The sequence below is a fragment of the Flectobacillus longus genome, assembly GCF_030056705.1.
GTDB classification, from domain to species: Bacteria; Bacteroidota; Bacteroidia; order Cytophagales; family Spirosomataceae; genus Flectobacillus; species Flectobacillus longus.
This window is the reverse complement of record NZ_JASHIC010000033.1, coordinates 87,765-94,511: the sequence shown is the minus strand read 5'-3', so window position 1 is coordinate 94,511 and position 6,747 is coordinate 87,765. Positions and strand designations below refer to the sequence as shown.

The window sequence follows — 6,747 nt, the reverse complement described above, 5'->3', positions numbered from 1 at the left end:
GTTAATGTGTTAATTTTGTTCATGGCTCGTCTTTTTTAGTTTGTTTGGTTTTGCAACTACAAATCTAAAAAATTCAAGCCTTTTTTTATGATACTTCTGAAACCGTGATAATGTCTATTTTCAAAAATTAGATAGCGCTATATCTGATACCTGTTTCCTATTTAAAAAACACTTAAACTCAAAACAAAAATGGCAATCAATCTCAAAAAAGGTGGTTCAATCAACCTATCAAAATCCATGACAAAGCTCAACAAACTGATGATTGGGCTTGGCTGGGAATACGCTTCTATCCCTGTAGACCTCGACGCATCAGTGTTTATTCTAGGTGCTAATGGCAAACTCTTATCTGATGAGTATTTTATTTTTTACAACAATCTAAAAGCTCCTGACGGCTCAGTGCAACATACAGGAGACAACCGTACAGGTAGTGACAACGACGACGATGAGGTCATTTTAGCAAACTTAGATAATATTCACCCCAACGCCACCGAAATTTGTATTTGTGTCACCATTCACCAAGCACAGCTCCGTAATCATACCTTCGGAATGTTGCGTGATGCATACATACGTATAGTGGATATGGACACTAAAGCAGAGGTTGTAAATTATGACTTGGATAGTTCTCACAATGCCGAAAATGCCCTTGTTTTTGCCAGAATCAAGAAATCGGGCAATGAATGGTATTTCTATGCTGATTCTCAAGGTTCAACTTCCGAATTGCAAGCCTTAGTAGATATGTTCGTATAATTGATAGACACTTTAAATTTATGATAAATCTTACTAAAAATAGCCGTATTTCTTTGGAGAAAAACGGCACTCAACTCAAAGAAATTAGCATCGGACTTGATTGGGGAAGTATCCAACATTCTTTCTTGTTTGGGCTCTTAAAAGACTCAACTGCTGTTGATTTAGATGGGTCTGTTTCACTTTTTGACAGTGACAAACAAGAAATTGAAACCGTATATTTCCACAATCTAAAATCTAGAGATGGAGCTATTAAGCATAGTGGTGACGATAGGGTTGGTGATAGTAGCGCTGACAATAAGGATAATGAAATCATTTACATTAATCTTGAGCAAATAAATCCCAAAGTAACTTCGATTTTTATTTATTTAAACTCCTATAAACAACAAGATTTTGCCTCTATTCCTTATGCCAAAATCAAAATTGTAGAAGGTAAAAACCATAATCCACAACAAACTTTTGCTACATACAATATCGCCTCAGACGAAACTTACAGCGGGTATGTATCTATGATTATGGGTAAAATCGAAAAACTCAATCACAACTGGACTTTTACAGCATTAGGCGACCCAATCAAAGCCAAAAATATTAAAGAGACAGTCATGTTGATTCAAGACAGATATATGTAGATTGTCAGAGTGCTTTTAATTGCCATTGCTGGAGTTTTCTCCAGCAAATAGGCGTCAGCAACAAACCGACTTACTTATTTATCTCCTCGATACCTGATTTGTTGCTGACGCTTGTCTCATTGGAGATAACTCCAATGAAGGCAAAAGAAAACATCTTCTGTATTGCCATTGCTGGAGTTTTCTCCAGCAATGGCATTAACAGCTTATCAACGTACTTATATCCTCTAAACTTGGCTCGTTGCTGACGCAAGTCTCTTTGGAGATAACTCCAAAGAGGGTTAAATCTTATTTAGGTAAGACAAACACCTTCCTCATAGTGGAAATGGTCAACTGATGCACAACTAAATTGTCCAATGTATTTGGGGCTTTTTTGATATTCCTTTTTGATATCGAAATATTTTTTTTCAATTGCCCAATCATACAATAGCATATCTATTGGATATAAACTTAGTATACCTGTCAATGAATAGCGTTTAATAACTTCCTCAGCTTTTTCCTTACTTTCAAATATTCCTGCTGGAAAATTCGCCCCTTCTCCCGTAAAAACATAGACTTGGTTTTTCATTTTTTATATATTAATGTACTAATGAAATTACAGCTTTTAATTACTCTATTGGAAATTTCGCCAGCAAATTGGCGTCACCAAACTATAAGCGTACTTATATCCTCTAAACTTGGTATTAAGCTCATTGGAGATAGCTTTACCTAGGGCAAATATGGCATGTAATGGATTTATATTTTAAAAAAATCAATTATTCTTTTTGATACAATAAAGCAAATATTTACATTTACATCTATAAATAATCTAAAAACTATCCAATTATAATGAATACTAGAAGAGATTTTCTGAAAACTTCAGGTGGTGCTTTGGCAGCAAGCTTATTGCCTTGGAATAATTTGTTTGCACAGGCAGGTCTTGTTAACAAAGTCGGAATTCAATTATTTTCTCTCCCAAAAATGCTCGATAAAGACTTTGCAGGCACAATGCAATTCTTATCTAAAATGGGCTACAAAGAAATTGAGCTATTTGGACCTTATCCATTTAGTGCCGAAGCTGCCCGCGAAAGTTGGAGCAAAGTTACGCCAATGCTTGGGTTTAGCGGAAGTGGATATTTCGGAAAATCAGATAAAGAGGTAAAGCAAATTCTTCAAGATAACGGTTTAAAAACTCCTTCAGCGCATACTGATTTAGCAACGCTTCTAGATAATATGCCTCAACTCGGAGAAGCAGGACGCACTTTAGGTTTTGAATATGTGGTATTGCCTGCTATTCCAGAAGATCGCCGTAAAAACTTGGATGATTACAAAAGAATTATCGACGATTTTAATAAAATTGGTGAAAATGCGAAGAAAGAAGGCTTAAAGTTTGGCTATCATAACCATGGATACGGCTTGAGTAAAATGGACGGTATTGTACCATTAGAGCTGATCATGGAAAAAACAGATCCAAATTTGGTTTTCTTTGAAATGGATATTTATTGGACAACCGCTGGTGGACTTGACCCAATTGCATTGTTGGATAAATACAAAAATCGCTATCACATGCTTCATTTGAAGGATATGAAGGAGAAAAAACGTTTCTCTGGCGATGGCAATAGCTCTAACCAATGGTTTGAATTATTCCCTTATATGACTTCTGCTGGTGATGGTGTTTTGGGTGTAAAAGAGATTGTTGAAAAAGCCAAACAAGTGGGTGTAAAACACTATTTTGTAGAGCAAGATTTAGTAGCAAATCCAGATGTAGCATTAAAGAAAAGTATCGATTTTATTAAATCGGTTTAAAAATATTACATGAACATTACTATCCACTATTAATTTGTACGAAGGGAGACTACAACAGTCTCCCTTTTTTGTTTCCAAAGGTGACTATTTCAAGCAATTACGTCCGAAAGTCAAATTATTCACTTAAACCTCACTTATTACCATGGACGTTAGTTTCTCAAATCTCAAGGACCAAATCTTTCTTGCTGTTACACAGTATGGTGGAAAAATTTTATTAGCACTTATCGTTTTTATGATTGGTCGTAAAATCATCACAAAGGCCTCTCAGCTTTTAGGCTCCAAAATGACCAAAAGCAACTTTGATAAAGATGTCCAGCCATTTCTAATCTCTCTTGTTTCGGTTGGTTTAAACATCATGCTATTGCTCAGTTGTGCAGGTATTTTGGGTATTCAAACTACTTCTTTTGTAGCAGTGCTTGGAGCGGCTGGCTTGGCTGTTGGATTAGCATTACAGGGAAGTTTATCAAACTTTGCAGGTGGTGTATTGATACTCATTTTCAAACCCTACAAAGTTGGCGATTTAATCAGTGCACAAGGATTCACAGGAACGGTAGAATCCGTTCAAATATTCAATACCATTTTGGTAACGCCAGACAATAAAACATTGATTTTACCCAACGGAGCATTAGCTACATCTGCGATTACCAACATTAGTGGCAAAGGAACAATACGTGTAGATATGGTTTTTGCTGTGGGAAATCAAAATTCGTTAGAATCAGTCAAAAAAGCATTTACAAATGCGGTGAAACTATGTCCTACTGCTTTACAGAACATTGAACATGATATTTTGCTCAACTCTATGACCGAAAATGCGTTAAAATTTGATGTGAGAGTTTGGACTAACTCTGAAAATTACTGGGCAACTTATTATAGCGTAACTGAATTGGTATATGAACAGTTAAAGAAAGAAGGTATTGAAACGCCTAAAGTTCATCTAAATTTGCATCAATTATCATAATGATGAAACATTCGGTATTTACGCTCTAATTATTCATCAAAAGGCGGTCGAAAAATTATTTTCGACCGCCTTTTGATATGACATGCCTTTAGACTCAAAGCATTGCCTCTCTACTATGGATACCTTATATTTTTTTACTCAATACATGAAAGTATAATTTCACAAGAAGTTCTAATCTGTTCTTCTGTGATGATTAAAGGCGGAGCTATTCGCATCGAATTATCACAGAACAAGAACCAGTCAGTCAATAAACCTTTTTCTATAGCTCGATCGATAATTCCTTTTAACTCCTCAAAATCAGCAAATTCTACTGCCATCATCAAGCCTTGGTTACGAACTTCTTTGATTTTAGGATGCACTAGCAATGAACGAAATAGAGCTGCCTTTTCAGGGACAGACTCATACAGTTTCTCCCCTCTAATCAAATTAATTGTTGCCAGCGATGCTGCTGCCGACACAGGATGTCCGCCGAAAGTAGTAATATGCCCCAAAATCGGATTATCCTTAAACACACTCATTACTTTCTGATTCGCAATAAATGCTCCGATAGGCATACCTCCGCCCATTCCTTTGGCGCTGGTAATTACATCTGGATAGATACCAAATTGCTCAAAAGCCCAAAAGCTTCCTGTGCGACCAAAACCAGTTTGTATTTCGTCAATAATCAAAAGTGCTCCTACCTCATCACATCTTTTTCTTAATGCCTGAAAATACGCTACGGTTGGCACTCTTACCCCTGCTTCTCCACCAATGATTTCGATAATAACGGCAGCTGTTTGTTCGGTTACTTGCTCAATATCATCCATATTCCCATGGGTGATATTTTTGGTCATAGGCAATAGAGGTCTGAAATTTCTTTTGAAATTTTCACTGCCTGATAGCGACAATGCTCCCTGCGTAGCCCCGTGGTAAGCATTGTAACAAGATACGAACTCTGTTCTTTGTGTGTATCGTTTTGCCAATTTCATAGCTCCTTCGATGGCTTCAGTGCCAGAGTTGGTAAAATATACATTGTCCAACACAGGTCTATCTCCTGCACTTGGTGCTAGCGAATCTACCAAAGCTTTGGCTAATTGCACTTGTGGACTTTGTACAAATTCTCCATACACCATCAGGTGCATATATTTGTCGACTTGGTCTTTGATAGCCTCAACGACTTTGGGGTGGCGATGTCCCACATTGGATACCCCAATTCCCGAAATCAAATCTAGATACGACTTGCCTTCTGTATCATATAAATAAACCCCTTCGGCACGCTCAATTTCCAAGGCTAATGGAAAATCTGAGGTTTGGGCTACATTTTTCAAAAATAACTCACGCTGCGTAATCAAAATCGTAATGTTTAATATGTGATGAAGCCACAAAATTACGAGATTTTGTGGCTTCATTTCTTATTTTTCCATAAAACAAACTGTTCCTCCCACCCAATCAAAGTCTTTATTGAACCTCACTCCTATCATTTCTCCTCTGGATAAACGTGCAAGGTTGGTCAATAAAGTAGGTTTAGGCGCTCCTTGTTCCCAGCCATACAATAGGCGAATTTCAGCTTTTACTTTGCTTCCGTCCGTGGTTTCGATGACTGGTAAATAATTGACTTTTCTTTGTAAAATATACTCGGTAGGATTTTCAACTTCTTGTAAGTCTGTTTCGGTAATATTGATTTTTACGCCACTTCCTGCAAAAGAAAATAATGGTTTTAACACATAATTTTCTAAATCTTTTGGAAAATTACCTTGAAAATCAGACAGATAATGACTTTCTGGGATATATTGATGCTTGAATAATGGCAATATATATTTGCTAATCCTAAAAAACCAATTGGGATGTCCAACCCATTCAACGTCTACATCGTCAGTAAAATTAAATGCCGTTTGAAGCTCAGGGTAATTGGCTAAATCATCAAATATCAATCGATTATAAATACGCTTAATTGGTACAAGTTCTCCTAACTCTTCATAAAAGAGTAATTTCCCTTTTTTAATAATCTTGGTAATACATATTGATTTTACCCCAAACAACTCTTCTGTAACTTTGAAATCAATCCTTGTTTTTTGTGTTTCAGGATAAATTTCTAGCAAAATAACATTTTCAGGTTTTTCTTCTCCAACAATTAAATTTCTTAAAAACTCTACATATTTTGGTCGAGTCAAATCATTAAACAGAAAATCAAAGTTGTCAGGAATAGGATATTTTTTTTGAAACTGTTTTGAAAGAAAATACTGAAAAGCAAACAACGAAGGAAAACCCTGTAATTCAATCAATTGAGGCTCTACTTCACCCTTCTCATTTTCACAAATTGCAAAATCTATTGCCAAAAAAGAAGAGTTCTGGTTTTCACGAGGTACATTTTGCCCATCCGGAATAGCCTTATTGGTTTTCTCCTTAAAATTTGTTGAAGTTAATACCGAAATAATATGCTCACAGGCATCAAGCAATTGATTTTTAAAAGATTTTGGCACAAAAACAGGTGTTTCGGCTACACGAAAATCTAATTGTTGAGGATATTCATGATGAATTGATGCAAGGAATTGCTGATAGGTATCAGAAGAAAATTGAGCATTAAAGTTTTGTCGAGAAGCTTTATGCATATTTTTCAATCGGACGGCCCTATCCGAGGGTATTTATCGTGAACAG

The 6,747-nt window shown here is 36.2% G+C and carries 7 protein-coding genes; 4 read left to right on the top strand and 3 right to left on the bottom strand.

Annotated features, from left to right (window positions below; genetic code table 11):
• The first annotated feature begins 189 nt into the window (after window positions 1-189).
• Both QM491_RS21935 and QM491_RS21930 read left to right on the top strand, forming a co-directional pair.
• Window positions 190-747 (top strand): TerD family protein, encoded by a 558-nt coding sequence (locus QM491_RS21935; protein WP_283329675.1) that lies wholly within the window; start codon window positions 190-192, stop codon window positions 745-747.
• 20 nt (window positions 748-767) lie between these two features.
• Window positions 768-1,373: a TerD family protein gene (locus tag QM491_RS21930; protein WP_283329674.1), complete on the top strand. Its 606-nt coding sequence runs from the start codon at window positions 768-770 to the stop codon at window positions 1,371-1,373.
• Between the two features lie 289 nt (window positions 1,374-1,662).
• On the opposite strand, the gene QM491_RS21925 is transcribed toward QM491_RS21930, so the two are convergent.
• Window positions 1,663-1,938: a DUF7710 domain-containing protein gene (locus QM491_RS21925; RefSeq protein WP_283329673.1), complete on the bottom strand. Its 276-nt coding sequence runs from the start codon at window positions 1,936-1,938 to the stop codon at window positions 1,663-1,665.
• 260 nt (window positions 1,939-2,198) lie between these two features.
• On the opposite strand from QM491_RS21925, the gene QM491_RS21920 reads away from it, so the two are divergent.
• Window positions 2,199-3,155: a TIM barrel protein gene (locus QM491_RS21920; protein ID WP_283329672.1), complete on the top strand. Its 957-nt coding sequence runs from the start codon at window positions 2,199-2,201 to the stop codon at window positions 3,153-3,155.
• Between the two features lie 142 nt (window positions 3,156-3,297).
• Window positions 3,298-4,113, top strand: a complete 816-nt coding sequence (locus QM491_RS21915) for a mechanosensitive ion channel family protein (protein WP_283329671.1) — start codon at window positions 3,298-3,300, stop codon at window positions 4,111-4,113.
• A 134-nt stretch (window positions 4,114-4,247) separates the two neighbouring features.
• On the opposite strand, the gene QM491_RS21910 is transcribed toward QM491_RS21915, so the two are convergent.
• Window positions 4,248-5,501, bottom strand: coding sequence for an aspartate aminotransferase family protein (locus QM491_RS21910; RefSeq protein WP_283329670.1), 1,254 nt, complete (start codon window positions 5,499-5,501; stop codon window positions 4,248-4,250).
• Window positions 5,502-5,504: 3 nt separating this feature from the next.
• Complete coding sequence (locus tag QM491_RS21905; RefSeq protein WP_283329669.1) at window positions 5,505-6,701, bottom strand: hypothetical protein; 1,197 nt, start codon at window positions 6,699-6,701, stop codon at window positions 5,505-5,507.
• Window positions 6,702-6,747 lie beyond the last annotated feature (46 nt).

Excerpts from the sequence above, each read along its gene's own strand:
- QM491_RS21910 (WP_283329670.1), bottom strand. The coding sequence starts at position 5,501 with ATGAAGCCACAAAATCTCGTAATTTTGTGGCTTCATCACATATTAAAC.
- QM491_RS21935 (WP_283329675.1), top strand. The coding sequence starts at position 190 with ATGGCAATCAATCTCAAAAAAGGTGGTTCAATCAACCTATCAAAATCC.
- QM491_RS21920 (WP_283329672.1), top strand. The coding sequence starts at position 2,199 with ATGAATACTAGAAGAGATTTTCTGAAAACTTCAGGTGGTGCTTTGGCA.
- QM491_RS21925 (WP_283329673.1), bottom strand. The coding sequence starts at position 1,938 with ATGAAAAACCAAGTCTATGTTTTTACGGGAGAAGGGGCGAATTTTCCA.
- QM491_RS21930 (WP_283329674.1), top strand. The coding sequence starts at position 768 with ATGATAAATCTTACTAAAAATAGCCGTATTTCTTTGGAGAAAAACGGC.
- QM491_RS21915 (WP_283329671.1), top strand. The coding sequence starts at position 3,298 with ATGGACGTTAGTTTCTCAAATCTCAAGGACCAAATCTTTCTTGCTGTT.
- QM491_RS21905 (WP_283329669.1), bottom strand. The coding sequence starts at position 6,701 with ATGCATAAAGCTTCTCGACAAAACTTTAATGCTCAATTTTCTTCTGAT.